Origin of the sequence: Pseudomonas ficuserectae (assembly GCF_024584585.1) — a bacterium.
Lineage (GTDB): Bacteria > Pseudomonadota > Gammaproteobacteria > Pseudomonadales > Pseudomonadaceae > Aquipseudomonas > Aquipseudomonas amygdali.
Genome location: NZ_CP085684.1, coordinates 6101952 through 6126841 on the forward strand (window position 1 = coordinate 6101952; position 24890 = coordinate 6126841).

Sequence of the window (24890 nt, forward strand, 5' to 3'; positions counted from 1 at the left end):
TTCTCAGCCCAGCAGCGAGATATCGGCAACGCCAAGGAACAGGCCGCGCAAACGCGACAACAAGGCATAACGGTTGGCGCGCACATTGGCGTCTTCCGCGTTGACCATTACCGCTTCGAAGAATGCATCGACCGGCTCACGCAGCATCGCCAGACGCGCCAGCGATTCGCTGTATTGACGCTCGGCAGCCATCGGCTGAACCGCGTGGTCAGCCTGCTGAATCGCCGAGTACAGCGAAAACTCGTTGGCGTTGTCGAAATACTTGGGCTCGACGGTCTGGGCAATACTGCCCTCGGCCTTGCTCAACAGGTTCGATACGCGCTTGTTAACCGCGGCCAGTGCAGCGGCCTGTGGCAGTTTGCGGAAAGCCTGGACCGCCTGAACACGCTGATCGAAATCCAGCGCCGAAGCAGGTTGCAGCGCACGTACCGAGAGGTACACAGCCACATCGACGCCTTCGTCTTCATAACGCGCGCGCAGACGGTCGAAGATAAAGTCGAGTACCTGCTCCGCCAGACCGGCAGGCTTGATCTTCGCGCCAAACTGCGTGACTGCGAATTTCACCGTTTCTACCAGATTCAGGTCGAGCTTCTTCTCGATCAGAATACGCAGGATACCCAACGCAGCACGACGCAGCGCATAGGGGTCTTTGCTGCCAGTGGGCAGCATGCCGATACCGAAGATACCGACCAGCGTGTCAAGTTTGTCGGCGATGGCCACTGCAGCGCCAGTCAGCGTTGTCGGCAGTTCGGCGCCCGCGCCACGTGGCATGTACTGCTCGTTGAGCGCCAGCGCGACATCTTCAGGCTCGCCGTCCGCCTTGGCGTAGTAGTAACCGGCGATACCCTGCATTTCCGGGAACTCGCCGACCATTTCGCTCGACAGGTCGCACTTGGACAGCAGGCCAGCCCGTGCCGCACGCTGGGCGTCGCCGCCGATGCGCGGGGCGATGTAGGCAGCCAGTTTCGAGACGCGCTCGGCCTTGTCGAACACGCTACCCAATTGCGCCTGGAACACGACGTTTTTCAGACGATCGTTGAAGGTTTCCAGCTTCTGCTTCTTGTCTTGCTTGAAGAAGAACTCGGCATCAGTCAGGCGTGGACGAACAACCTTCTCGTTACCGGCAACGATTTGCGCCGGGTCCTTGCTCTCGATGTTGGCCACGGTGATAAAGCGCGGCAGCAACTTGCCTTCGGCATCCAGCAGGCAGAAGTATTTCTGGTTGTCCTGCATGGTAGTAATCAGCGCTTCCTGAGGTACTTCCAGGAAACGTTCTTCAAAAGAGCACACCAGCGGAACCGGCCACTCGACCAGACCGGCCACTTCGTCCAGCAGACTTGGCGGCACGATGGCGGTGCCTTCCTGTTGGGTGGCCAGCTCGTCGACGCGCTTGCTGATGATCTGCCGACGTTCATTGAAGTCGGCCAGTACGTGCGCGGCGCGCAGGTCGCTGAGGTACCCGGCAGGCGAAGAAATACGCACGTCTTGCGGGTGATGGAAGCGATGACCACGAGAATGACGACCCGCGCTCTGGGCAAGGATCGTGCAGTCAACCACCTGATCACCGAACAGCATTACCAGCCACTGGGTCGGACGCACGAACTCTTCCTTGCGGGCACCCCAGCGCATGCGCTTGGCAATCGGCAGGTCGTTCAGCGAGTCTTCGACGATAGTCGGCAGCAGCGACGTAGTCGGCTTGCCGAGGATGGTCTGGCTGTAGCGCAGTTTCGGTCCGCTCTGATCGATTTCGCTCAGGTCGACGCCGCACTTCTTGGCGAAGCCCAAAGCTGCCTGCGTCGGGTTGCCGTCCGCATCGAACGCTGCCTGACGCGGCGGGCCGTCGAGGTTGACGCTGCGATCCGGCTGTTGTGTGGCCAGCGCGGTGATCAGCACTGCCAAGCGACGCGGTGCAGCGTAGACCTGTTTGGCGCTGTAGATCAGACCTGCGCCCGACAGGCCTTTTTCAATACCGGCCAGAAATGCATCTGCCAGGGAAACGAGGGTCTTGGGTGGCAGTTCTTCAGTGCCCAGTTCAACCAGAAAATCTTGAGCACTCATTGCGCTGCCTCCAGCTTGGCCAACACTTCATCGCGTAGATCGGGCGGCGCCATCGGGAAACCGAGACGGGCGCGGGCCTGCAGGTAGGCCTGAGCCACCGAGCGGGCCAGCGTGCGCACGCGCAGGATGTATTGCTGACGCGCGGTCACGGAAATCGCGCGGCGGGCATCCAGCAGGTTGAAGGTGTGCGAGGCCTTGAGGACCATTTCATAGCCCGGCAACGGCAGCTCCAGCTCGATCAGACGTGCGGCTTCGCTCTCGTAGAAATCGAACAGTTCGAACAGTTTGTCGACGTTGGCGTGTTCGAAGTTGTAGGTCGACTGTTCCACCTCGTTTTGATGGAACACGTCGCCGTAAGTCACTTTGCCGAACGGGCCGTCAGCCCAGACCAGATCGTAGACCGAGTCCACGCCCTGCTGGTACATGGCCAGACGCTCAAGGCCGTAAGTGATTTCGCCGGTAACCGGGTAGCACTCCAGACCGCCGACCTGCTGGAAGTAGGTGAACTGCGAGACTTCCATGCCGTTGAGCCAGATCTCCCAGCCCAGACCCCAGGCGCCCAGCGTCGGCGATTCCCAGTTGTCTTCGACGAAACGCACGTCGTGCACCAGCGGATCGAGGCCGATGTGCTTGAGCGAACCCAGGTACAGTTCCTGGAAGTTGTCCGGGTTGGGCTTGAGAATCACCTGGAACTGATAGTAATGCTGCAGGCGGTTCGGGTTTTCGCCGTAGCGGCCGTCAGTCGGGCGACGGCTTGGCTGTACGTAAGCGGCGTTCCAGGTTTCCGGGCCTACGGCGCGCAGAAACGTGGCAGTGTGGAACGTGCCGGCGCCTACTTCCATATCGTAGGGCTGAAGTACCACGCAACCTTGTTCTGCCCAGTATTGCTGGAGGGCGAGGATCAAGTCTTGGAAGGTACGCACGGCTGGCGTAGGCTGGCTCACAAATTTCACCTGTGCTGGGCTGCGATTCAAAGAGCGGGAGTATACCCGATTCGGCCGCACGTCCACTCCTTGGGAGCCCTATGACACGCTGCTTTTGGTGCAACGAAGACCCCCTGTACATCGCTTATCACGATCAGGAGTGGGGAGTGCCGCTGCGCGATGCGCAGAAGCTCTTCGAGTTGCTTTTGCTCGAAGGGTTCCAGGCCGGGTTGTCGTGGATCACGATTCTCAAGCGTCGGGCGCGTTATCGCGAAGTGCTGCACGGCTTTGACGTCGAGCGCCTGGCGCAGCTGAGCGATGCCGAAATAGAGGCGCTGATGCTCGATCCGAGCATTATCCGCAATCGCCTCAAGCTCAAGGCCGTGCGCACCAATGCGCGGGCCTGGCTGGCGCTGCAAGACCCGGTCGGTCTGCTCTGGTCGTTTGTTGGTGGCGAGCCGAAGATCAACCATTTCAAGGATCGCAGCGAAGTGCCGGCGATTACCGCCGAGGCCGAAGCGATGAGCAAGGCGCTGAAAAAGGCCGGCTTCACGTTTGTCGGCCCGACCATCTGTTATGCGTATATGCAGGCCAGCGGTATGGTCATGGATCACACTGTAGATTGTGATCGGTATGCGATCCTGAGCCGCTGACGGTTACACTACCCGCCTCGAGAATCTGGGAGTCATCTGTGGATAAGTTCAAAGGCGCCGTAATGGTCGGAGCGTTGCGATTGTTTGCGCTGTTGCCGTGGCGCGCGGTGCAATGGGCAGGCACTGCGATTGGCTGGCTGATGTGGAAGCTGCCCAACCGCTCGCGCGAAGTGGCACGGATCAACCTGTCCAAGTGCTTCCCCGAGTTGAGCGAGCCCGAGCTGGAAAAGCTCGTTGGCCGCAGCCTCATGGACATCGGCAAGACCTTGACCGAAAGCGCTTGTGCGTGGATCTGGCCTGCGCAGAAATCGATCAACCTGGTGCGTGAAGTCGAAGGGCTTGATGTGCTCAAGGACGCGCTGGCGTCCGGCAAGGGCGTGGTTGGCATCACCAGCCACCTGGGCAACTGGGAAGTGCTTAATCACTTCTATTGCAGCCAGTGCAAGCCGATCATTTTCTATCGTCCACCGAAGCTGAAGGCGGTCGACGACCTTTTGCGCAAGCAGCGTGTGCAGTTGGGCAACCGGGTGGCGGCGTCGACCAAGGAAGGCATTCTCAGTGTCATCAAGGAAGTGCGCAAAGGCGGCTCGGTGGGTATTCCGGCCGATCCGGAGCCGGCTGAGTCTGCGGGTATCTTCGTACCCTTCTGCGGCACCCAGGCCCTGACCAGCAAGTTTGTGCCGAACATGCTGGCGGGCGGCAAGGCGGTCGGTGTATTCCTGCACGCCATGCGCCTGCCGGACGGCTCGGGTTACAAAGTGGTACTCGAAGCGGCCCCTGAAGCCATGTACAGCACCGACACCGAAACCTCGGCAGCGGCGATGAGCAAAGTGGTCGAGAAATACGTGCGGGCCTACCCAAGCCAGTATATGTGGACCATGAAACGCTTCAAGAAACGCCCGGCAGGCGAAGCGCGCTGGTACTAGGAAAGATCGGACGCAGAGCGCCGCACGATAGTCGAGATTATCGTTCCGCACGCTCCAGCGTGGGAATGACGCTCCGCGTCACAGATTTGCGCTGCGCCGCGCATTCAAGATCGGACGCAGAGCGTCCAGAACGGCATGCGACGCGGAGCGCCGCACGATAGTGTTCCCTCAACTGGCCGCAGCAATCAACCCGCGCCGTTCCAGTGCCACTTGCGTGCCCTCCGGACTCATCCGCACCAGGTTCACCGGGATGGATTTGGCCGCAGGGGTGTTGCCGTGTTTATCCCGATTGGCCAGTGGCAGCAGCCCATTGGTTTCCGGGTAGTAGGCTGCGCAGCAGCCTTGCGGCACGTCGTAGGGGATGACTTTGAAACCCGCTGCACGCCGCGTCGTGGTCGGGTCGAGCGCCGTCTGAAACTCGATGTAGTCCCCGGCCTTCAGCCCCAGGCGTTCGATGTCCTGTGGGTTGAGCATCACCACCATGCGGTCGCCGTAGATATCTCGATAACGGTCATCGTTGGAATACACCGTGGTATTGAACTGGTCATGGCTGCGGATCGTCATCAACTGTAAATGCTCCGCGCCCGGCGGCGTGTCGTCTTCGTCGTAGACGCCTTCAGGAAAGAGGAAGTTGGCCTTGCCCGACTCGGTGTCCCATTTGCGCTCACTGGCGGCATTGGGCAATCGAAAACCTCCGGGTTCTAGGATGCGCTGATTGAAGTCATAAAACTGCTCGGGCAACACTTCTTCGATCTTGTCGCGAATCCTGGCGTAGTCGCCCACATAACTGTCCCAATCCACCTTGGGATTGGGCGCAAGCGTCGCTTTGGCGATACCGGCGATGATGGCGACTTCGGAAATCAGATGCTTCGACGCAGGCTCGAGCATGCCGGTCGAGCCGTGCACCATCGACATCGCGTCCTCCACCGTAATGGCGTTCTGCAGGTCGCGTTCCGAACGCGCCACGCATGGCAGCAGAAAGGCCTTCTGTCCATGCACCGTCGCGCTGCGGTTGAGTTTGGTGTTGACCAGCACCGTCATTTTCAAACGGCTGACGGTCGGGCAGATCACATCGGTGTCCGGAATGGCGCGGAATAAATTACCGCCCATGGAAATAAGAGCTTCCACCTCGCCACGCAACAGGGCTTCGCAGGTCTGGGCCACGGCATGGCCTTTTTTTCTGGACGCCTCGAAACCGAACACCTTGCTCATGCTGGCCAGAAACGGTTCGCCGGCCTTTTCATAGATGCCCATCGTCCTGTCGCCCTGTACGTTGGAATGCCCCCGCACCGGGCAAGCCCCCGCACCGAGCTTGCCGATGTTGCCTCGCAATAGCAGCAGGTTGATGATCTGCTGCATCGCATCACCGCCACGCTTGTGCTGAGTGATGCCCATCCCCCAGCAGCAGATGACCCCCTTCGAGCGCTTATAAACCGCAGCCACCTCTTCGATGGCCTGGCGCGTCAGGCCCGAATGGCGCTCGATGATGTCCCAGGGCAACTGTCGGCAATAATTGGCGTACTGCTCAAAACCATGGGTGTGTTCTTCAATGAACGCCACATCAAGGACGCGCGGCAGGTTTTCACGCTGCGCCACGTCGTCGGCTTCGATCACGGCCTTGCAAACGCCTTGCAGGGCGATCATGTCGCCGCCGATTCTCACTTGATGGTACTGCGAGCTGATCTCTACGCCATGAAGGCTGAGCATGTCGCGCGGGTCCTGCGGCGCCGCAAAGCGTACCAGCGCCCTTTCCCGCAGCGGGTTGAACGAGATGATACTGGCACCCCGTTTTGCGGCCGCGTGCAGTTCGGACATCATGCGCGGGCTGTTGCTTCCGGGGTTCTGACCAATGATGAAAATCGCGTCGGCGTTCTCGAAATCTTCCAGCGTCGTGGTGCCCTTGCCGACCCCGATCGACTCGGGCAGCGCCGCAGTGGTGGTTTCATGGCACATGTTCGAGCAGTCAGGGAAGTTGGCCATGCCGTACAGCCGACCGAACAGCTGATACAGAAAGGCGGCTTCGTTCGACGTGCGCCCGGAGGTGTACAGCTCCAGCTTCCACGGATCGCTCAGGCCGCGCAGCTCTGCGCCGATCTCGGCGAACGCTTCGTCCCAGGTGACGGGCAGGTATTTGTCTGTGGCGGCGTCGTAGCGCATCGGCTCGGTGATACGGCCTTCTGCTTCCAGCTCGTGATCGCTCCAGGTCGCCAGTTCGCTGACTGTATGCCGGGCGAAGAACTCAGGCGTCACGCGTTTTTTGGTCGATTCCCAAGCCAGTGCCTTGGCACCGTTCTCGCAGTATTCAAACGTGTGCGGTTTTTTTGGGTCCGGCCAGGAGCAGCTGGGGCAATCAAAGCCGCCGGGCTTGTTCATGGACAGCAGCGTGCGGTTGCCCTTGATCAGCACATGCTGGTGCAACAGGTGCTTGTTGACCGCACTGAGCGCAGGCCAGCCACCCGCAGGTGTGCCGTCGGTCTGTGATCCTTGAAGCGGGGCCCGGGAATTTTCCGATTCGGACATGGGGTGCGTTCTCTCTCATAAAGCCCGTGCAGGCATGAAGCTCGTGTGTCTGAGATGCACGGGCTCAGAGAGAATTCGTCCGAGTCGACGAGCGTTGCCGACCAGACAGGTCGGCAAGAGGTTCAGTCAGGGTCACACCCTGTTCAGGAGCGGTTCAGAAAAAGCTCAGGCCGACCTGAAACAGCCGCTCAACCTCGCGGATGCACTTCTTGTCCACAAGGAACATGATCACATGGTCACCGGATTCGATCACGGTGATGTCATGGGCGATGAGCACTTGTTCGTCGCGGATGATCGCACCGATTGCCGTGCCGGTCGGCAGGTTGATGTCCTTGATGGCGCGACCGACCACTTTGCTGGATTTCGGGTCGCCGTGCGCGACGATCTCGATGGCTTCGGCTGCACCGCGCCGTAACGAGTGCACGCTGACGATATCGCCCCGTCGTACATGAGCCAGCAGCGTGCCGATGGTTGCCAGTTGCGGGCTGACCGCCACATCAATCTCACCGCCCTGGACCAGATCGACGTAGGCCGGGTTGTTGATCAGGGTCATCACCTTGCGTGCGCCCAGCCGTTTGGCCAGCAGCGACGACATGATGTTGGCTTCATCGTCGTTGGTCAGCGCCAGGAACAGGTCGGTATTGTTGATGTTTTCTTCCATCAGCAAATCACGATCCGATGAGCTGCCCTGTAGCACCACCGTACTGTCCAGGTGCTCCGACAGATAGCGGCAGCGCGCCGGGTTCACTTCGATGATCTTTACCTGATAGCGGCTTTCAATGGCTTCAGCCAGACGCTCGCCGATGTTGCCACCGCCTGCGATGACGATGCGCTTGTAGTTCTCGTCCAGACGCCTCAGCTCACCCATCACCGCACGAATATCGGCCCTGGCGGCGATGAAGAACACCTCGTCGTCGGCTTCGATGACCGTATCGCCGTGGGGCAGGATCGCCCGGTCGCGCCGATAGATCGCCGCGATACGGGTGTCGACATTGGGCATGTGCGCACGTAACTGGCGCAGCTGCTGGCCCACCAAGGCACCGCCGTAATAGGCTTTGACCGCGACCAGTTGTGCCTTGCCTTCGGCGAAATCGATGACCTGCAGCGCGCCGGGGTACTCGATCAGACGCTTGATGTAATTGGTAACCACCTGTTCCGGGCTGATCAACACGTCGACCGGAATCGCGTTTTTATCGAACAGGCCCGCGCGTGTCAGGTACGCCGCTTCGCGGATGCGCGCGATCTTGGTCGGCGTGTGGAACAGCGTGTGGGCCACTTGGCAGGCGATCATATTGGCTTCGTCGCTGCTGGTCACCGCGACCAGCATGTCGGCGTCGTCCGCGCCCGCCTGGCGCAGGACTGCGGGATAGGAGCCCTTGCCCTGCACGGTACGGATGTCCAGGCGGTCGCCCAGATCGCGTAACCGGTCGCCATCGGTGTCGACCACGGTAATGTCGTTGGCTTCGCCCGCCAGATGCTCGGCCAGCGTACCGCCTACCTGACCTGCACCCAGAATGATGATTTTCACCTGCTTACTCCCGCGCCGCCTCGACCTTGATCCGCGATCTTGATCAGTTTGGCGTAGTAGAAACCGTCGTGGCCGCCTTGCTGGGCAAGCAGCTGGCGACCATGGGCTTGCTTGATACCTGCGGGTGGCTGTCCGGCCTGCCCGGCGATATCCAGTTCTCTGGCCCCGGAGGTACGCGCCAGAAACGCCTCGATGACGTCGGTATTTTCGGTCGGCAGTGTCGAGCAGGTCGCGTACACCAGCATGCCGCCTACCTGCAGCGTAGGCCACAACGCATCGAGCAGCTCGCCCTGCAAGGCCGCCAGCGCGACGATGTCGTCTGTCTGACGAGTCAGTTTGATGTCCGGATGACGACGAATCACGCCGGTCGCCGAGCACGGCGCGTCGAGCAGGATGCGCTGGAACGGCTTGCCGTCCCACCACTGCGCCGTTTCGCGGGCGTCGGCAGCGATCAGCTCGGCGTCCAGCCCCAGACGATCAAGGTTTTCACGCACGCGCACCAGGCGCTTGGCTTCGAGGTCCACCGCGACTACGCCGCTCAATTGCGGCTGCACTTCCAGCAAATGGCAGGTCTTGCCACCTGGCGCGCAGCACGCGTCGAGTACGCGTTGCCCGGGTGCGAGCTCCAGCAGGTCGGCGGCCAGTTGCGCGGCTTCGTCCTGAACGCTGATCCAGCCTTCGGTAAAGCCCGGCAGCGAGCGCACGTCGCAGGGCTCGGCAAGTACGATGCCGTCCTGACTGAAGGTGCACGCGCTGGCTTGCAGCCCGGCAGTGTTCAGCAGCTCAAGGTACTGGTCGCGGCTGTTATGCCGACGGTTGACCCGCAAAATCATCGGCGGATGCGCATTGTTGGCTGCGCAGATCGCTTCCCATTGCTCCGGCCACGCCGCTTTCAGGGCTTTTTGCAGCCAGCGCGGGTGGGCGGTGCGCACCACCGGGTCGTGTTCCAGCTCAATCAACAGCGCTTCGCCATCGCGTTGCGCGTTGCGTAGTACGGCGTTGAGCAAGCCTTTGGCCCACGGTTTTTTCAGCTTGTCAGCGCAGCCAACGGTTTCACCAATGGCCGCATGCGCAGGAATTCGGCTGTAAAACAGCTGGTAAAGACCTACCAGCAGCAACGCCTCGACGTCGGCATCGGCGGCCTTGAAGGGTTTTTGCAACAGTTTGGCCGCCAGTGCCGACAGGCGTGGCTGCCAGCGTGCGGTGCCGAACGCCAGATCCTGAGTCAGGCCGCGATCACGCACCTCGACCTTGTCCAGTTGCGTGGGCAGCGAACTGTTCAGCGATGCCTTGCCGCTGAGCACGGCAGCCAGTGCCTTGGCGGCGGCCAGACGCGGGTTCATTGGCCCAGCACCGTGCCGATGGCGAATTTCTCGCGACGGCTGTTGAACAGATCAGCAAAATTCAGCGGCTTGCCGCCCGGCAGTTGCAGACGGGTCAGGCGCAGGGCGTTCTGGCCGCAGGCGACGATCAGGCCGTCCTTGCTGGCGCTGAGTACAGTTCCCGGTGCGCCCTGTCCTTCGGCCAGATCGGCAGCCAGCACTTTCAGGGTTTCTTCGTTCAACGTGCTGTGGCAGATCGGCCACGGGTTGAAGGCGCGGATCAGACGTTCCAGCTCATCGGCCGGACGTGTCCAGTCGAGACGCGCCTCATCCTTGTTCAATTTGTGAGCGTAATTGGCCAGGCTGTCGTCCTGAACCTCGCCGACCAGCGAACCATCCGCCAGCCCTGCAATGGCCTGCAACACCGCTGGTGGGCCGAGTTCGGCCAGACGGTCATGCAGCGTGCCACCGGTGTCCTGTGCGGTGATCGGGGTGACAGCCTTGAGCAGCATCGGCCCGGTGTCCAGACCAGCTTCCATTTGCATCACGGTCACGCCGCTTTCGGCGTCGCCGGCCTGCACCGCGCGCTGAATCGGCGCAGCTCCGCGCCAGCGTGGCAGCAGTGAGGCATGGCTGTTGATGCAGCCCAGACGCGGAATATCCAGCACCACTTGCGGCAGGATCAAGCCGTAGGCGACCACCACCATCAAATCAGGCTTGAGCGCGGCCAGTTCGGCCTGCGCGTCAGGGGCGCGCAGCGTGGGCGGTTGCATGACCGGGATGTCATGCTGCAGTGCCAGTTGCTTGACCGGGCTGGGCATCAGCTTTTGTCCACGACCGGCCGGGCGATCAGGCTGGGTGTACACGGCGACGATCTGGTAAGGGCTGTCTAGCAGGGCCTTGAGGTGTTCGGCGGCAAATTCCGGGGTGCCGGCGAAGACGATGCGCAGTGGCTCAGTCATGGGCTTCTCGTTCTAAAAAACAAAAAGGCCTTGTGCAGGCCTTTTGGAGGGACGAAGGATCAAGCGTTCAGCTTGTGCTGTTTCTCGAGTTTTTTCTTGATCCGGTCGCGCTTGAGGTTAGAGAGGTAATCAACGAACAGCTTGCCGTTCAGGTGATCGCACTCATGCTGGATGCAGATGGCGAGCAGGCCTTCGGCAACCAGTTCGTAAGGCTTGCCGTCACGGTCCAGCGCCTTGACGCGGACCTTTTGCGGGCGGTCGACGTTCTCGTAGAAACCGGGTACCGACAGGCAGCCTTCCTGATACTGATCCATTTCATCGGTCAGTTTTTCGATTTCAGGGTTGATGAAGACCATCGGTTCGCTGCGGTCTTCGCTCAGATCCATGACGACCACACGCTTGTGGACATTGACCTGCGTGGCTGCCAGCCCGATGCCGGGCGCTTCGTACATGGTTTCAAACATGTCGTCGACCAACTGGCGAATGCCTTCGTCTACCATCGCCACAGGTTTGGCGATGGTGCGCAGGCGCGAATCGGGAAATTCGAGGATGTTTAGAATGGCCATATACGTAAGAGCTGCACTGTTAAGGTAAAGTCAATGTTGGGTGCCGGGCCCGGGAGTTCAAGGCAGGCAACCCAGGACAGGACTCTAGGGTTCGCGTGAGGCAACATGATAAAGGGATTCACCGCATGAGGAAATCACTACTCGCCCTGCTGCTGCTGACCGCCAGCGGTCTTGCTCAGGCGCAAGTGCAACTCAGGGAAGGCTATCCGCAGAGCTACACCGTTGTCGCCGGGGACACACTCTGGGACATTTCCGGCAAGTTTTTGCGTGAACCGTGGAAATGGCGCGAGATATGGCGGGCCAATCCGCAAGTCCATGATCCTGACCTGATCTACCCCGGTGACACCCTTGCGCTGACCTGGGTCGATGGTCAGCCGCGTGTGACGCTCAATCGGGGCGAGTCGCGCGGGACCATCAAATTGTCACCGCGTGTGCGCAGTACGCCGATGGTCGAGGCCATTCCGAGCATTCCGCTGGGGGCGATCAACGCATTCCTGATCAGCAATCGCATCGTCGACAATGCCGAGCAGTTCGAAAAGGCCCCCTACATCGTCGCGGGCAATGCCGAGCGCGTGCTCAGCGGTAGCGGTGACCGGGCCTATGCACGGGGCACGCTGGACCCAGCGCACACCGTCTACGGCATTTTCCGACAGGGCAAGACCTACACCGACCCACAGACCAAGGAAGTGCTGGGGATCAACGCGGATGACATCGGCAGCGCTGAAGTGGTTGCCTCCGAGGGCGACGTCTCGACCCTGGTTTTGCAGCGCTCTACGCAGGAAGTGCGTCTGGGCGACCGATTGTTCAGCAGCGAGGAGCGAGCGATCAACTCGACTTTCCTGCCCAGCGCCCCGCAAACGCCGATAGAAGGTTTGATTCTGGATGTGCCACGCGGCGTAACCCAGGTCAGCGTGCTGGATGTGGTCACTCTCAACAAAGGCAAACGTGACGGCCTGGCTGAGGGCAACGTGCTGGCGATATACAAAACCAGCGAGACAGTGCGTGACCGAATCACTGGTGAACAGGTGAAAATCCCTGACGAACGGTCTGGCCTGCTCATGGTTTTCCGTACGTACGACAAGCTTAGTTACGCCTTGGTCCTGCAAGCCAACCGATCTTTGGCCATCATGGATAAGGTTCGAAATCCTTAAAGGTATGTTTCAGTTCTGCTACGGATTTGTGTGACGAGCCAGACACTTATCAAATTGTTGTCAACAGAGTTATCCACAGGTTTGTGCATCGTCTGAGATGCACAATGGATCAGGGACGATCTCATGCCACTGTTCGAAAATGCCCTCTCTTCGCCAGCAGAGCTGGAAGCCCGTCTGCGTATGCATCGCTTGCCCGAGATAGGACCGAAACGCTTTTCCAGGCTGATCGAAGCCTTCGGTTCTGCGTCGTCTGCGCTGAGCGCACCGGCCAGTGCGTGGCGTGCGCTGGGTATTCCAGGTGCCTGCGCCGAGGCGCGTCGAGCCCCTTCCGTCAGGGACGGTGCGAGTGCTGCATTGGCCTGGCTGGAGTGTCCGGCCCAGCATTTGCTGATGTGGGACGACCCTTGCTACCCCGCGCTGCTGGCCGAAATCGCCGACCCTCCGCCGCTGATCTTCATTGCCGGCGACCCTTCAATCCTCGAGCGTCCGCAGTTGGGAATGGTCGGCAGTCGTCGCGCTTCCAGACCCGGGCTGGACACTGCCAGAGCTTTTGCGCGTAGCCTGGCGGGTGCCGGTTTTGTGATCACCAGCGGTCTGGCGCGTGGCATTGACGGAGCCGCGCATCAGGGCGCACTGGATGTCGGTGGGCATACAATCGGTGTGCTGGGCACCGGGCTTGAAAAACTTTATCCACAGCAGCATCGTGCGCTCGCCGCGCAGATGGCGGCGCAAGGTGGCGCGGTGATTTCCGAGTTCCCGCTGGACGCTGAACCACAGCCCAGCAACTTCCCGCGGCGCAACCGAATCATCAGCGGCCTGTCGCTCGGCGTGCTGGTGGTCGAGGCCAGTGTTGCCAGCGGCTCGTTGATTACCGCGCGACTGGCCGCCGAGCATGGGCGAGAGGTGTATGCGATACCGGGTTCGATTCACCACCCGGGTGCCAAGGGCTGCCACCAGTTGATACGCGACGGCGCAACGCTGGTCGAGACCGTTGAGCACATTCTTGAAGGCTTGCAGCACTGGAAGAGCGTTGCGCCCGCTGCACCGACCGAGACACCTGCCAAACCGGTGCCTTGCGACCATCCTCTTCTGGCGCTGTTGCACGCTGCGCCGCATACCAGCGAGGGGTTATCGGTCTCCAGCGGCTGGCCATTGCCCAAGGTACTGGCGGGCCTGACCGAGCTGGAACTGGACGGCAGAATAAGCTGTGAAGCGGGACGATGGTTCGCCAGAGCGCCCTGAGGTTAAACTGCCGTCAGGATTTAGCGGAGAGACAAACAATGGTCAGCAGTTGGCGTGTGCAACAAGCCGCTCAGGATATTCGAGCCGGTGCGGTGATTGCTTACCCGACCGAGGCAGTCTGGGGCCTGGGGTGTGATCCATGGGATGAAGAAGCGGTTTATCGTTTGCTGGCGATCAAGTCACGGCCAGTGGAAAAAGGCCTGATACTGATCGCCGACAACATTCGTCAGTTCGACTTTCTGTTCGAAGACTTCCCCCAATTGTGGCTCGACCGAATGGCCAGCACCTGGCCGGGGCCCAATACCTGGCTGGTGCCGCATCAGAACCTGCTGCCCGAGTGGATCACCGGCATTCATGAAACCGTGGCGCTGCGCGTCACCGACCACCCTACGGTGCGCGAACTGTGCGCGCTGGTCGGCCCGTTGATTTCCACATCGGCCAACCCGGCAGGTCGCCCGGCTGCCCGTTCGCGATTGCGCGTCGAGCAGTATTTCCGGGGTCAGATCGACGGTGTGCTGGGCGGCAGCCTGGGCGGCCGCCGAAACCCCAGCGTGATCCGTGATATCGCGACCGGCCAGGTCATGCGCGCTGGCTGACGCAGGCTCAGGGAATCAGAATGGTCGAGCCAGTGGTGCGCCGAGCGGACAGCTCGGTTTGCGCCTTGGCGGCGTCCTTCAAGGCGTACTGCTGAATGTTGTCGACCTTGAGTTTGCCGCTGGCGAGCATGTCGAACAGCTCGTCAGCCATGGCTTGCAGGTTCTGCGCATTGTTTGCGTAGGTGCCCAGCGTCGGGCGGGTGACATACACCGAGCCTTTTTGCGCCAGAATCCCCAGATTCACACCTGAGACCGGTCCGGACGCATTGCCGAAGCTCACCACCAGCCCACGCGGTGCCACGCTGTCGAGCGATGTCAGCCAGGTGTCCTGCCCCACGCCGTCGTAGACCACCGGGCACTTCTTGCCGTCGGTGAGTTCCAGCACACGTTTGGCGACGTCTTCGTGGCTGTAGTCGATGGTTTCCCAGGCACCCAGCGCCTTGGCGTGAGCGGCCTTCTCCGGTGAGCTGACCGTGCCGATCAGCTTCGCGCCCAATGCCTTGGCCCACTGACAGGCCAACGAGCCAACACCACCCGCCGCCGCATGAAACAGAATGATCTCGCCCGGCTTCACCTGATAGGTCTGGCGCAACAGGTATTGCACGGTCAGGCCCTTGAGCATCAACGCAGCGGCCTGCTCGAAACTGACCGAGTCCGCCAACTTCACCAGATTCGCCTCAGGCAGCACATGCACCTCGCTGTACGCACCCAGAGGCCCGGTGCCATAGGCGACACGATCACCGACCTTGAAGCGCGTCACCTCATCACCCACCGCCTCGACCACGCCTGCCCCTTCAGCACCAAGCCCGGAAGGCAACTCAGGCGCCGGATACAGCCCGCTATGGTAATAGGTATCAATGAAATTCAGGCCAATGGCCTTGTTGCGCACAACCACCGCCTGCGGCCCTGGAGCCTCCGGCTCGAAATCGACATATTCAAGAACCTCGGGTCCTCCGACAGTGCTGAACTGGATACGCTTTGCCATGTGCTCTCTCCTTGATGGTTAAAACAAGTTCCGAAAGCACCTATCGGACTCCTTCCCCCGGCCTTCGTCAACTGCCAGCCAGCGCTGCCGATGGTATGCTACGCGCCAATTTGCCTGCGCCTCTTTTGCTGCGGGGGCTCAGCCGTTTGACGTCAGCCGTAAGGGATCCTCATGAGTACCCGTACCGAGGCCGTAAAAGCCTACCTGCTCGACCTGCAAGACCGGATCTGCACCGCGCTCGAGCAGGAAGATGGCAACGCACACTTTGTGGAAGATGCCTGGACGCGTCCGGCGGGCGGCGGTGGTCGCACGCGGGTGATCGAGAATGGCGCGGTCATCGAGAAAGGTGGTGTCAACTTTTCCCACGTGTTCGGCAGCAACCTGCCTCCGTCGGCCAGTGCCCACCGGCCTGAGCTGGCCGGGCGTGGTTTCGAGGCGCTGGGCGTGTCGCTGGTGATTCACCCGCACAACCCGCATGTGCCGACGTCCCACGCCAATGTGCGGTTCTTCATTGCCGAGAAAGAAGGCGAGGAGCCGGTCTGGTGGTTTGGTGGCGGTTTCGATTTGACGCCCTACTATGGCGTCGAGGAAGACTGCGTACACTGGCACCGGGTGGCCGAACGCGCCTGTGCGCCCTTCGGCGACGATGTCTACCCGCGCTACAAGGCATGGTGCGACAGTTACTTCCACCTCAAGCATCGTGATGAGCCACGCGGTATCGGTGGTCTGTTTTTCGATGACGTGAACCAGTGGGATTTCGATACCAGCTTTGCCTTCATCCGCGCCATCGGTGATGCGTTTATCAATGCCTACCTGCCGATCGTGCGTCGTCGCAAGGCTGCGGCCTATACGGTGCAGCAGCGCGAGTTTCAGGAATTCCGTCGGGGGCGCTACGTCGAGTTCAACCTGGTGTACGACCGCGGCACGCTGTTCGGTCTGCAATCGGGTGGCCGTACCGAATCGATCCTTATGTCGCTGCCGCCGCAAGTGCGCTGGGGTTATGACTGGAAAGCCGCTCCGGGCAGTGAGGAGGCGCGTCTGACCGAATACTTCCTGACTGATCGCGACTGGCTGGCGGACAACTGATGGACCGGTACGTCGTCTTCGGTAACCCCATTGGCCACAGCAAGTCGCCGTTGATTCATCGCCTGTTCGCCGAGCAAACCGGGCAGGCGCTGGATTACCAGACGTCGCTGGCACCTTTGGATGATTTCACCGCATTTGCCCAGGCGTTTTTCCAGACCGGACGTGGTGCCAACGTGACTGTGCCGTTCAAGGAAGAAGCCTATCGCCTCGCTGATAGCCTGACCGAGCGCGGGCAGCGTGCGGGAGCCGTGAACACCTTGAGCAAGCTCGATGACGGTACGCTGCTGGGTGACAACACCGACGGTGCCGGGCTTGTGCGCGACCTGACAGTCAATTGCGGGCGTAGCCTGCGTGGTCAGCGCATTCTGTTGCTGGGTGCGGGTGGTGCTGTGCGTGGCGCGCTGGAGCCTTTGCTGGCGGAGCAACCCTCAGTGCTGGTGATTGCCAATCGCACCGTTGAAAAAGCCGAACGACTGGCTCAGGAATTTGCGGATCTTGGCCCTGTGTTTGCCAGTAGCTTCGATTGGCTTGAAGAGCCGGTGAATGTGATCATCAATGCCACCTCTGCCAGTCTGGCCGGAGAGCTGCCACCGATTTCCCCGAGCCTTATCCAGCCCGGTGCGACCTTCTGCTACGACATGATGTACAGCAAAGAGCCCACCGCCTTTTGCCGCTGGGCCACTGAACAGGGTGCGGCACAGTCGGTTGATGGCTTGGGTATGCTGGTGGAGCAGGCGGCAGAAGCTTTCCTGCTATGGCGCGGCGTGCGGCCGGACTCGGCTCCGGTACTGGCCGAGTTGCGCAGGCTGCTGGCGGCTGGTTGACTGAGAGACTATCGTGCCAATGCTCCGCGTTGGCATGCCGTTCTGGGCGCTCCGCGTCCTCTTGCGACGCAGGGCGTCGGGACGATGAGTTATGGCTCAATCCTCAAACAGAATCGGGCAGTTCTGCGGCCCTTCCAGCTTGTGCAATTCCTCGATCACTTGCGGCCTGGTATTGCGCAGGATCAGTAATCGCCCCTGACGGCCCAGACGTCTCGCTTCCTGATGAAGCATTTCCACGCCTGAGTAATCGATGAAGTTGATCTGCTGCGCATCGATTACCACACGCAGCCCTTCAGTGCGTTGCAGGCGGGTTTGCAGGTAGTGGCTGGCACCGAAAAAGATCGAGCCGCCGACCCGCAGCACATCCTCATCGCCTTCGCGCCATTGCTGCACGCGCGGTTGTGAGGTGCGTTTGAGGTAGAAGAACAGCGAGGCCAGCACACCGGCATAAATCGCGGTTTGCAGCTCCAGCAGCAGGGTGGCCAGACAGGTCAGCGCCATCACGAAAAACTCGGCGCGGCTGACACGGAACAGTGCGCGAATGCCACGACGATCCACCAGGCCCCAGCAGATCAGCAGAATTGAGGCGGCCATGGCCGGGATTGGAATGTGCGAGATCAACGAGGCTCCGGCGACCGCGAACAATGCCACCCATAGCGCCGAAAAAACGCCGGCCAACGGCGAACGCGCACCCGCCTCGTAACTCAGCGCCGCACGGGTGAACGATCCCGCTGACAGGTAGCCGGAAAACAGCGAGCCGACCATATTCGACAGACCTTGCGCACGGACTTCCTGATTGGCGTTGAGCATCTGCTGCGAACGTGCCGATAGCGAGCGGGCAATCGACAGGCTGTTGACCAGCCCGAGCATGCCCACCGCCACTGCTGTCGGCAGCAGCTTGAGGATCAGCTCAAGGTCCAGCGGTAGCGGGCTGAAAGGCGGTAGATGGCCAACGAAGGCACTGACCACACGGACATGGCCGAACATCGCCGGCCACAGCCATACCAACAGGCTGCTCGATACCAATGCAATCAATAAGGTTGGCCAGCGAGGCACCAGGAGTTTGAGCCCGATGCCCAGCGCCAGGGTCAACAGGCCCAGTGTCAGTGAAGGTAGATCGACCTCTCCACGATGTTCTAACACGGCGGTCAGGCTTCTAAGGGCGGTGGTCTGACTCGGCAGGTCAATGCCCAGCAGATTGGGCATCTGCCCGAGTGCAATGACTATTGCAGCGCCCAGTGTGAAACCGAGCACCACTGAGTGCGAAACGAAATTCACCAGCGCACCGAAGCGCATCATCCCCAGCAATAGCTGGAATATACCGGCGATGAACGTCAGCAGCAGGATCAACATTATGTAGTCCTGACTGGCCGGAACGGCGAGCGGACTGACACTGGCATACAGCACGATGGAAATAGCCGCAGTCGGCCCACAGATGAGGTGCCAGGACGAGCCCCACAGGCAGGCGATCAGAACAGGAACAATCGCGGCGTACAGGCCGTACTCCGGAGGCAGCCCGGCGATCAGTGCGTAAGCGATGGACTGCGGCAGGGCCAGAATGGCACCGCTCAGGCCCACCAGCGCATCATGCCCGACACTGGCGCGGCTCTGCTGCGGCAGCCAGGCCAGAAACGGTAGAATTTTATGGCGATTGAGCCAGCGCATCGGTCCCTCGAGTGAATTGAACGTAGAGGACGCAGAGCGCCCAGAACGGCATACCCACGCGGAGCATGGGGCACGATAGTCGGACACCTATCGTTCCTCACGCGCCAGCGTTGGAATGCCTTGGGTGACGCCCCGCGTCACAGATCTGCGCCACGCCGCGCACTCAAGACCTTACGACTACAATCTGGCCTTCACCGCCGTCAGCCCATCCTTGCCATCAAACGTCTTCACGCCCTCCAGCCACGTGTCCAGCACTGCGGGATTGGCTTTGATCCAGGCCTTTGCCGCTGCGCTATTGCTGACTTTCTTGTTCGCCACTTCAGCCATGATGCTGTTTTCCATGTCCAGGGTGAAGCTCAGATTGGTCAGCAGCTTGCCGACGTTCGGACAGGCTTGCGCATAACCCTTGCGAGTCAGGGTGAAGACCGAGCCGGTATCGCCAAAGTATTTCTCGCCGCCCTTGAGGTAATGCATACCTTTGATCTGCACGTTCATCGGATGCGGGGTCCAGCCGAGGAAGACCACAAACGCTTTCTTCTTCACATTGCGATTGACCTCGGCGAGCATCGCCGTCTCGCTCGACTCGACCAGCTTCCATTTGCCCAGATCGAATTCATTCTTCTTGATGATCTCCTGCAGCGACAGGTTGGCAGGTGCGCCAGCGCCAATGCCGTAGATCTTCTGGTCGAACTTGTCAGCGAATTTATTCAGGTCGGCAAAATCATGCACGCCGGCGTCCCACACATAGTCCGGCACGGCCAGGGTGAACTCGGTGCCTTCAAGGTTCCTGGCCAATTGCGTTACATCGCCGGTCGCCACGAACTTGTCGTAAAAGCCCTGCTGCGCCGGCATCCAGTTACCCAGAAAAACATCCAGCTTGCCGTCTTTCAGGCCGCCATAGGCAATCGGCACGGCCAAGGTGTCGACCTTGGCCTTGTAGCCCAGACCTTCAAGCACCACGCTGGCGATAGCATTGGTGGCCCCGATGTCACTCCAGCCCGGATCGGCCATTTTCACGGTGCTGCAACTTGCGTCCTCTGCCTGCGCCGCAAGGCTGCCGAACGCCATGACCGCGACCGCAACGGCTGTGGATAACTTCTTCATTGATGTACCCCTTTTGATTTTTTTGGTGTGGGCAGGGTCAAGGTTGCGGAAAACGTGCCTTACGCTCCAGATCGTCCAGATCAATGTGGTTGCGCATGTACTGCTGACTGGCGTCGACCAGTGGCTGGTGATCCCAACTCTTCAGCTTGCCGGTTGCCAGCGATTTGGCGACGAAGCGCCTTCTGCGCTGGCTGGCGAGCACCTGTTGGTGTATCGCCGGTATATCCCACTTGGCTCGAGCTTCAGCCAGGAAGTCATTGAACAGCTTTTCATGGGCGGGTGACTGGCTCAGATCCTTCTGCTCTTTCGGGTCCTTCTTCACATCGAAGAGAAGGCACGGGTCCTGCTCCGAATAGATGAATTTGTAAGCGCCGCGACGGATCATCATCAACGGGCTGGTCGTGCCTTCGGCCATGTACTCGCCGAACACCTCATCGTGCCCGCCCTTGCGTTTCAGGTGCGGCATCAGCGAGCGTCCGTCCAGTGGCAACCCGGCGTCCAGTTTGCCGTTGGCCATTTCGACGAAGGTCGGCAGCAAGTCGGCAGTCGACACCGACGCACTGACCCGCCCTGGCTTGAACTGGCCCGGCGAATACACCACTAACGGCACGCGGGCGGCCATTTCGAACCAGTGCATTTTGTACCAGAGGCCCTTCTCGCCCAGCATGTCGCCGTGATCGCCGGAGAACACCACGATGGTGTCTTCCGCCAGCCCGACTTCATCCAGCGTCTGCATCAGCTTGCCGACGTTGAGGTCGATGTAGCTGCACGCGCCAAAGTAGGCGCGGCGCGCATCACGAATCTTGTCGGTCGGCATGGGCTTGTCCCACAGGTCATAGACCTTGAGCAGCCGTTGCGAATGCGGGTCCAGCGCGGCCTGATTGGCGTGCGGCGGCGGCATCGGGATCTCTTCGTCGGCGTACAGGTCCCAGAACGGCTTGGGAATGATGTACGGATCATGAGGATGAGTCATGGAAACGGTCAGGCAGAAAGGCGCATCACCGTCCTGGCGTACATAGTCGTACAGATACTGCTGGGACTTGAACAGCACTTCTTCATCGAAATCCAGCTGGTTGGTACGAATGCACGGGCCGGCCTGCAACACTGAAGACATGTTGTGATACCAGCTCGGACGCACGTCCGGCTCGTCCCAGTTGACCGACCAGCCATAGTCGGCCGGGTAAATGTCACTGGTCAGGCGCTCTTCGTAACCGTGCAGTTGATCCGGCCCACAGAAATGCATCTTGCCTGCCAGAGCGGTCTTGTAGCCCAGCGCACGCAGATAGTGAGCGTAGGTTGGAATATCAGCCGGGAAGTCGGCTGCGTTGTCGTACGCGCCGATCTTGCTTGGCAGCTGACCGCTGACCAGTGTGAAACGCGATGGTGCGCACAGAGGGCTGTTGCAATACGCTGAATCGAACACCACGCCGTCGGCAGCAAGGCGGCTCAGATTCGGCATCTGGATTGGAGACCGGGAGTAAAACGGCAACATTGGCGCGGCCATTTGATCGGCCATGATGAACAGAATATTTTTGCGCTTCATGTAATCGCTGCATCCCATTGTGAAAAGTTATGCGAAAGTGCCGGGTACGAGGATGAAGTCGTCGTGTTTGATGGTAAAGCCCATGCGCAGCAATGCCTAGGATAAGCACCGCTTATGTTTGAAGTTTTTGGCGACATGTCCCTCGACCTGCTGCGTTCCTTTGAAGTCGCGGCTCGCTTGCGCAGCTTCACTGCGGCGGCTATCGAACTGGGCACTACCCAGCCTGCCGTCAGCCAGCAGATCAAGCGCCTTGAAGAACAGCTGGCCACCCGCCTGTTTGACCGGATCTATCGCGGCATCGAGCTTACCGAAGCCGGTGAAATATTGTTCAGCCATGTGCAGGCTGGCCTGCAATCCATCGACAGCGGACTGATAGCGATCACCGAACAGCACCAGCACGAAGTGCTTCAAGTGGCGACCGACTTTGCCTTCGCCGCCTACTGGCTGATGCCGCGTCTGCACCGTTTCCACAAGGTCAACCCGGACGTGGATGTCAGCCTGGTCACCAGCGAGCGTACCCACAGCATGTTACGCGCAGATATCGACGTTGCCGTACTGTTCGGCGACGGGCGCTTCAAGCAAGGCGAAAGCCACTGGCTGTTCAGCGAAGAAGTCTTTCCGGTGTGCAGCCCGCAACTGATCACGGGTCGCCAGACGCCGCTGCCCAACGAGGCACTGCGCGACTTTCCGCTCTTGCACCTGCGCGGCGAAAGCAGCAACAACTGGTTCGACTGGGCGGGCGTATTCCGCGCCCTCGACATCCCCCAGGCCCCTACCCCCGGCCAGCTGCGTTTCGACAACTACACCCTGCTCATCCAGGCTGCGATTGGCGGACAAGGCATCGCCATCGGCTGGAAACACCTGGTCGACGACCTCCTCGACCAAGGCCTGCTCTGCCGCCCCATCGCCGGAGCCGCCATTTCCGGCCAAGGCTATTACGTGGTTTTGCCCCAGCGCAAACGGCGCGTGCAGATCGTCCAGCAGTTCATGGACTGGCTGGCGAGTGAGCAGGCGTTGAGCGGGGTTTCGCTGGCGGGCAGGCCGTTGCCGTCGATTGCGGTGTAAGCAGGCGTTCATTTTTTGGTCAGGAAGGACTCATACATGCAAGACATCCACGGCTACCACGCCCATATCTATTTCAACGCCCAGACCCTGGACCAGGCCCGAGCCCTGTGCGAAGCCGCGACCGAGAAATTTGCGCTGCAGATGGGCCGCGTTCACCAAAAGCTGGTTGGCCCGCATCCGGACTGGAGTTGCCAGTTGGCGTTCGGGCATGAGCAGTTGGCTGACGTCACTTTATGGCTCGCGCTTAATCGCGATGGATTGGTGGTTTTTCTGCATCCGTTGACGGGCGATGAGCTGCGCGACCATACCGACCATGCCATCTGGATGGGCGCGGTTCGGCCTTTGAATCTGGGCGCTCTAAGTGGCTGATAGCCAGCTTCTCGGCCGTTTTCATTCAGCAATTACAAGCGCATTCCTCGTCGAAAAGATCGGTGTAAGATAGCTCCGCTGAAAAATGACCACTCGGTCCGTTGCAGCGCAAATTTCAACAAAATGGTCATGCATACGCGTCAACATCGATAAGCCGCCTTTCACGGGCTGCCTGAAATGAATGCTGAAAGACCAGACAGAGGATCATCAGAAATGCCGGATCTACTCATCGACGGTAAGACCCTCCACTACGCTGACCAAGGCACCGGGCCGGTTGTCTTGCTCGGTCACAGTTACCTTTGGGACAAGGCGATGTGGAGTGCGCAGATCGACACGCTGGCCAGCCGGTATCGGGTGATTGTGCCGGACCTTTGGGGGCATGGAGATTCCAGCGGTTTTCCGGAAGGCACCCGCAATCTCGATGATCTGGCCCGTCATGCGCTGGCGCTGCTGGATCATTTGAATATCGAGCGTTGCAGCATCGTCGGGCTGTCGGTGGGCGGCATGTGGGGTGCGATTGCTGCGCTGCTCGCGCCAGAGCGGATCACCGGGCTGGTGCTGATGGACACTTATCTGGGCAAAGAGTCGGAAGCCAAGAAAGCCTACTATTTCTCGTTGCTCGACAAGCTGGAAGAGGCCGGTGCCTTTCCTGAGCCGCTGTTGGACATTGTGGTGCCGATCTTCTTCCGGCCTGGCATTGACCCGCAGTCGCCGGTGTATCAGGCGTTCCGCTCCGCATTGGCGGGTATGAATGCAGAGCAGTTGCGCCAGACTGTAGTGCCCCTGGGGCGAATGATCTTTGGTCGTGACGATCGGCTTGGGTTGATAGAGCAACTGAATGCAGACACCACGCTGGTAATGTGTGGGGATGCAGACATCCCGCGTCCGCCTGAAGAAACCCGTGAGATGGCCAGCCTGATTGGCTGCCCTTACGTGCTGGTGCCTGAAGCGGGTCATATTGCCAATCTGGAAAACCCGGATTTTGTGTCAGGGGCGCTGATGACGTTTTTGGCGCGGGTTAATCAGCAGCAGGGTTGAGGTGGGCTGGTTTCTACGCTGGGCCCTCTAGATCGGACGCGGAGCGTCCAGAACGGCATGCGACGCGGAGCGTCGCACGATAGTTGGATGATCGTTCCGCACGCTCCAGCGTGGGAATGCCGTTCGTGACGCTCCGCGTCACAAGTCTGTGTGTCACCGCGCATTCAAGGGCGTCAGCAGACCATCAATTCAACACGCCATCCAGAATCGCGTAAACAATTCCCGAACCCACGGCGATCAGTACGACGTCGGTGCCCAGGCGTCGCCATTCGTAGCCGTCATAATGTGGCAGGTATTGCAGCGAGCGGCTGTCCAGGCGTTTACCGTAACCAGGTGGCAACGGACGGCCTTTGGCGATGTGTACACCAGATGGCAGCGGCTGGCCTCGGCCGATGACGTCGCGGTGCTGCTGGAAGGTCTCGCGTACCGGGCCGAAATCCTGCGGTGGGCGGTTGCCGCCGCGGTTGTCCTGGTGGGCCTGTCTGCCTGGCTGGCTACCCGGGCCCTTGTCTGGACCCCTGCCGTTATCGTTGCCCGGACCACGGTCATTAGCGCGCTCTTTATGGCCGCCGTTGTTCTGCGGTCCCTGCTGCTGGCCGCCGAGGTTGTCGTCCGGGCCATCACCGCGCTGGTCAGGCAGCGCCGCTTGCAGTAGCGGGCTGGCGCTGATCATCAAGATACCCAGCCCGGTGATAAAACGGTTTGGCAGTTTCATGGTGCTTCCTCAGCTTCACTCAATGCAGCAAAAAGGGGTTCATGACATT

22 protein-coding genes are annotated in these 24890 nt (G+C 60.3%); 10 read left to right on the forward strand and 12 right to left on the reverse strand.

Going from position 1 to position 24890, the window contains the following annotated elements; genetic code table 11:
* Positions 1-3 precede the first annotated feature (3 nt).
* Together glyS and glyQ are read right to left on the reverse strand one after the other, a co-directional pair.
* A complete protein-coding gene (glyS, locus tag LJU29_RS27400) occupies positions 4-2058 on the reverse strand; it encodes a glycine--tRNA ligase subunit beta (protein ID WP_005756442.1) in 2055 nt (684 codons plus the stop codon).
* On the reverse strand, positions 2055-3002 hold the full coding sequence (glyQ, locus tag LJU29_RS27405) for a glycine--tRNA ligase subunit alpha (protein WP_002551326.1): 948 nt from the start codon (positions 3000-3002) through the stop codon (positions 2055-2057). The genes glyS and glyQ overlap by 4 nt, the downstream gene beginning before the upstream one ends.
* A gap of 80 nt (positions 3003-3082) precedes the next feature.
* Between glyQ and LJU29_RS27410 the strand changes: the two genes are divergently transcribed.
* Both LJU29_RS27410 and LJU29_RS27415 read left to right on the forward strand, forming a co-directional pair.
* Positions 3083-3634 carry a DNA-3-methyladenine glycosylase I gene (locus LJU29_RS27410; RefSeq protein ID WP_005743950.1) on the forward strand — a complete coding sequence of 184 codons (552 nt, stop codon included), beginning with the start codon at positions 3083-3085 and terminating at the stop codon, positions 3632-3634.
* A 38-nt stretch (positions 3635-3672) separates the two neighbouring features.
* Positions 3673-4560, forward strand: coding sequence for a lysophospholipid acyltransferase (locus tag LJU29_RS27415; protein WP_004660326.1), 888 nt, complete (start codon positions 3673-3675; stop codon positions 4558-4560).
* 168 nt (positions 4561-4728) lie between these two features.
* Here LJU29_RS27415 and LJU29_RS27420 read toward each other — a convergent pair whose 3' ends face one another.
* The 5 genes from LJU29_RS27420 to def all read right to left on the reverse strand — a co-directional run bounded on the left by LJU29_RS27420 (position 4729) and on the right by def (position 11458).
* Positions 4729-7080 (reverse strand): FdhF/YdeP family oxidoreductase, encoded by a 2352-nt coding sequence (locus LJU29_RS27420; RefSeq protein ID WP_257111466.1) that lies wholly within the window; start codon positions 7078-7080, stop codon positions 4729-4731.
* 154 nt (positions 7081-7234) lie between these two features.
* Positions 7235-8608, reverse strand: coding sequence for a Trk system potassium transporter TrkA (gene trkA, locus LJU29_RS27425; protein WP_005743947.1), 1374 nt, complete (start codon positions 8606-8608; stop codon positions 7235-7237).
* Entirely contained in the window at positions 8605-9951 is a 1347-nt protein-coding gene (gene rsmB / locus LJU29_RS27430) for a 16S rRNA (cytosine(967)-C(5))-methyltransferase RsmB (RefSeq protein WP_257111467.1), read from the reverse strand. Before rsmB ends, trkA begins: the two co-directional genes overlap by 4 nt.
* Positions 9948-10892 carry a methionyl-tRNA formyltransferase gene (gene fmt, locus LJU29_RS27435; protein WP_005781328.1) on the reverse strand — a complete coding sequence of 315 codons (945 nt, stop codon included), beginning with the start codon at positions 10890-10892 and terminating at the stop codon, positions 9948-9950. The genes rsmB and fmt overlap by 4 nt, the downstream gene beginning before the upstream one ends.
* 59 nt (positions 10893-10951) lie before the next feature.
* Complete coding sequence (gene def, locus LJU29_RS27440; protein WP_005732754.1) at positions 10952-11458, reverse strand: peptide deformylase; 507 nt, start codon at positions 11456-11458, stop codon at positions 10952-10954.
* A 125-nt stretch (positions 11459-11583) separates the two neighbouring features.
* Between def and LJU29_RS27445 the strand changes: the two genes are divergently transcribed.
* From LJU29_RS27445 to tsaC, 3 genes are all read left to right on the forward strand, one after another.
* Positions 11584-12609, forward strand: a complete 1026-nt coding sequence (locus LJU29_RS27445; protein WP_002551334.1) for a LysM peptidoglycan-binding domain-containing protein — start codon at positions 11584-11586, stop codon at positions 12607-12609.
* A gap of 123 nt (positions 12610-12732) precedes the next feature.
* Positions 12733-13851, forward strand: coding sequence for a DNA-processing protein DprA (dprA, locus tag LJU29_RS27450; protein ID WP_257111468.1), 1119 nt, complete (start codon positions 12733-12735; stop codon positions 13849-13851).
* Between the two features lie 38 nt (positions 13852-13889).
* Positions 13890-14447: an L-threonylcarbamoyladenylate synthase type 1 TsaC gene (gene tsaC, locus LJU29_RS27455; protein WP_004662860.1), complete on the forward strand. Its 558-nt coding sequence runs from the start codon at positions 13890-13892 to the stop codon at positions 14445-14447.
* A gap of 7 nt (positions 14448-14454) precedes the next feature.
* Here the strand turns inward: tsaC and LJU29_RS27460 are convergent, their stop codons facing one another.
* Positions 14455-15432 (reverse strand): NADPH:quinone reductase, encoded by a 978-nt coding sequence (locus LJU29_RS27460; protein ID WP_257111469.1) that lies wholly within the window; start codon positions 15430-15432, stop codon positions 14455-14457.
* A gap of 171 nt (positions 15433-15603) precedes the next feature.
* Between LJU29_RS27460 and hemF the strand changes: the two genes are divergently transcribed.
* Together hemF and aroE are read left to right on the forward strand one after the other, a co-directional pair.
* The gene (gene hemF, locus LJU29_RS27465; protein WP_002551339.1) at positions 15604-16518 is read left to right on the forward strand and encodes an oxygen-dependent coproporphyrinogen oxidase; all 915 of its coding nucleotides are present in this window, start codon (positions 15604-15606) and stop codon (positions 16516-16518) included.
* Complete coding sequence (gene aroE / locus LJU29_RS27470) at positions 16518-17342, forward strand: shikimate dehydrogenase (RefSeq protein WP_257111471.1); 825 nt, start codon at positions 16518-16520, stop codon at positions 17340-17342. The genes hemF and aroE overlap by 1 nt, the downstream gene beginning before the upstream one ends.
* A 96-nt stretch (positions 17343-17438) precedes the next feature.
* Here aroE and LJU29_RS27475 read toward each other — a convergent pair whose 3' ends face one another.
* The 3 genes from LJU29_RS27475 to betC all read right to left on the reverse strand — a co-directional run bounded on the left by LJU29_RS27475 (position 17439) and on the right by betC (position 21654).
* Positions 17439-19007 (reverse strand): SulP family inorganic anion transporter, encoded by a 1569-nt coding sequence (locus LJU29_RS27475; RefSeq protein WP_257111472.1) that lies wholly within the window; start codon positions 19005-19007, stop codon positions 17439-17441.
* Positions 19008-19184: 177 nt separating this feature from the next.
* The gene (locus LJU29_RS27480; protein ID WP_005743937.1) at positions 19185-20111 is read right to left on the reverse strand and encodes a choline ABC transporter substrate-binding protein; all 927 of its coding nucleotides are present in this window, start codon (positions 20109-20111) and stop codon (positions 19185-19187) included.
* 37 nt (positions 20112-20148) lie between these two features.
* Positions 20149-21654 (reverse strand): choline-sulfatase, encoded by a 1506-nt coding sequence (gene betC, locus LJU29_RS27485; protein WP_257111473.1) that lies wholly within the window; start codon positions 21652-21654, stop codon positions 20149-20151.
* Between the two features lie 114 nt (positions 21655-21768).
* On the opposite strand from betC, the gene LJU29_RS27490 reads away from it, so the two are divergent.
* From LJU29_RS27490 to LJU29_RS27500, 3 genes are all read left to right on the forward strand, one after another.
* The gene (locus tag LJU29_RS27490) at positions 21769-22719 is read left to right on the forward strand and encodes a choline sulfate utilization transcriptional regulator (RefSeq protein ID WP_257111474.1); all 951 of its coding nucleotides are present in this window, start codon (positions 21769-21771) and stop codon (positions 22717-22719) included.
* A 36-nt stretch (positions 22720-22755) separates the two neighbouring features.
* The gene (locus tag LJU29_RS27495; RefSeq protein WP_117139771.1) at positions 22756-23088 is read left to right on the forward strand and encodes a DOPA 4,5-dioxygenase family protein; all 333 of its coding nucleotides are present in this window, start codon (positions 22756-22758) and stop codon (positions 23086-23088) included.
* A 213-nt stretch (positions 23089-23301) separates the two neighbouring features.
* Positions 23302-24126, forward strand: a complete 825-nt coding sequence (locus tag LJU29_RS27500) for an alpha/beta fold hydrolase (RefSeq protein WP_005732763.1) — start codon at positions 23302-23304, stop codon at positions 24124-24126.
* Positions 24127-24310: 184 nt separating this feature from the next.
* Here the strand turns inward: LJU29_RS27500 and LJU29_RS27505 are convergent, their stop codons facing one another.
* Positions 24311-24841: an anti-virulence regulator CigR family protein gene (locus LJU29_RS27505; RefSeq protein WP_257111475.1), complete on the reverse strand. Its 531-nt coding sequence runs from the start codon at positions 24839-24841 to the stop codon at positions 24311-24313.
* Positions 24842-24890 lie beyond the last annotated feature (49 nt).